Raw genomic sequence first — 233 nt, forward strand, 5'->3', positions numbered from 1 at the left:
TTCTTTGATTTTTGCCTCTTCTTTAGGCTTTACTATTTCTTGCGCTTTTTCTTCTTCTTTAACTTTTACTTCTTCTTTGACTTTTGCCTCTTCTTTAGGTTTTACTATTTCTTGCGCTTTCGGTTCTTCTTTAACTTTTACTACTTTTGCCTCTTCTTTAGGCTTTACTATTTCTTGTGCTTTCGTTGTTTCTTTCGCTTTTGCTACTTTCTGCGTCTTTACTTCTTTCTTTT

At 33.0% G+C, this 233-nt stretch carries 1 pseudogene; it reads right to left on the reverse strand.

The features are described 5' to 3' along the window. Nucleotides 1-233: pseudogene (locus MR107_RS32125) on the reverse strand (enterotoxin); the annotation flags it as partial.

The sequence above is a fragment of the Bacillus cereus group sp. BfR-BA-01441 genome, assembly GCF_022663075.1.
In the GTDB taxonomy this organism is placed as follows: domain Bacteria; phylum Bacillota; class Bacilli; order Bacillales; family Bacillaceae_G; genus Bacillus_A; species Bacillus_A cereus.